The sequence below is a fragment of the Caballeronia sp. ATUFL_F1_KS39 genome, from assembly GCF_023630985.1.
GTDB lineage: Bacteria > Pseudomonadota > Gammaproteobacteria > Burkholderiales > Burkholderiaceae > Caballeronia > Caballeronia zhejiangensis.
Genome location: NZ_JALQDZ010000099.1, coordinates 1 through 265 on the forward strand (window position 1 = coordinate 1; position 265 = coordinate 265).

Sequence of the window (265 nt, forward strand, 5' to 3'; positions counted from 1 at the left end):
AGCAGGTGCCGCCGGTCCCATCGCCTTACCGAGCAGGTTCGAGCCTGCGCCAATGAGTGCTGCGCCGGTAATCGGATCCATGCGTTACCCCTTATGGATCGCGAGCGCCATCACAGCGAACAAGCCGAGGATCATCAACATTTTGTTGCTGTTGACCGCCGCGATTTGCGCCGACGCGATGTTGCTGGCCGCTTGACCCTGCGCGAAGATGCCGCCCTGCGTGGCCTCGTAGCGCTTGTAGTCGAGCAATTGATTTTGGCCGTAC

The 265-nt window shown here is 60.4% G+C and carries 1 pseudogene; it reads right to left on the reverse strand.

Annotation, left to right across the window (positions count from 1 at the left end):
• Positions 1-84: 84 nt before the first annotated feature.
• Positions 85-265, reverse strand: a pseudogene (locus NCR93_RS31730) (hypothetical protein); the annotation flags it as partial.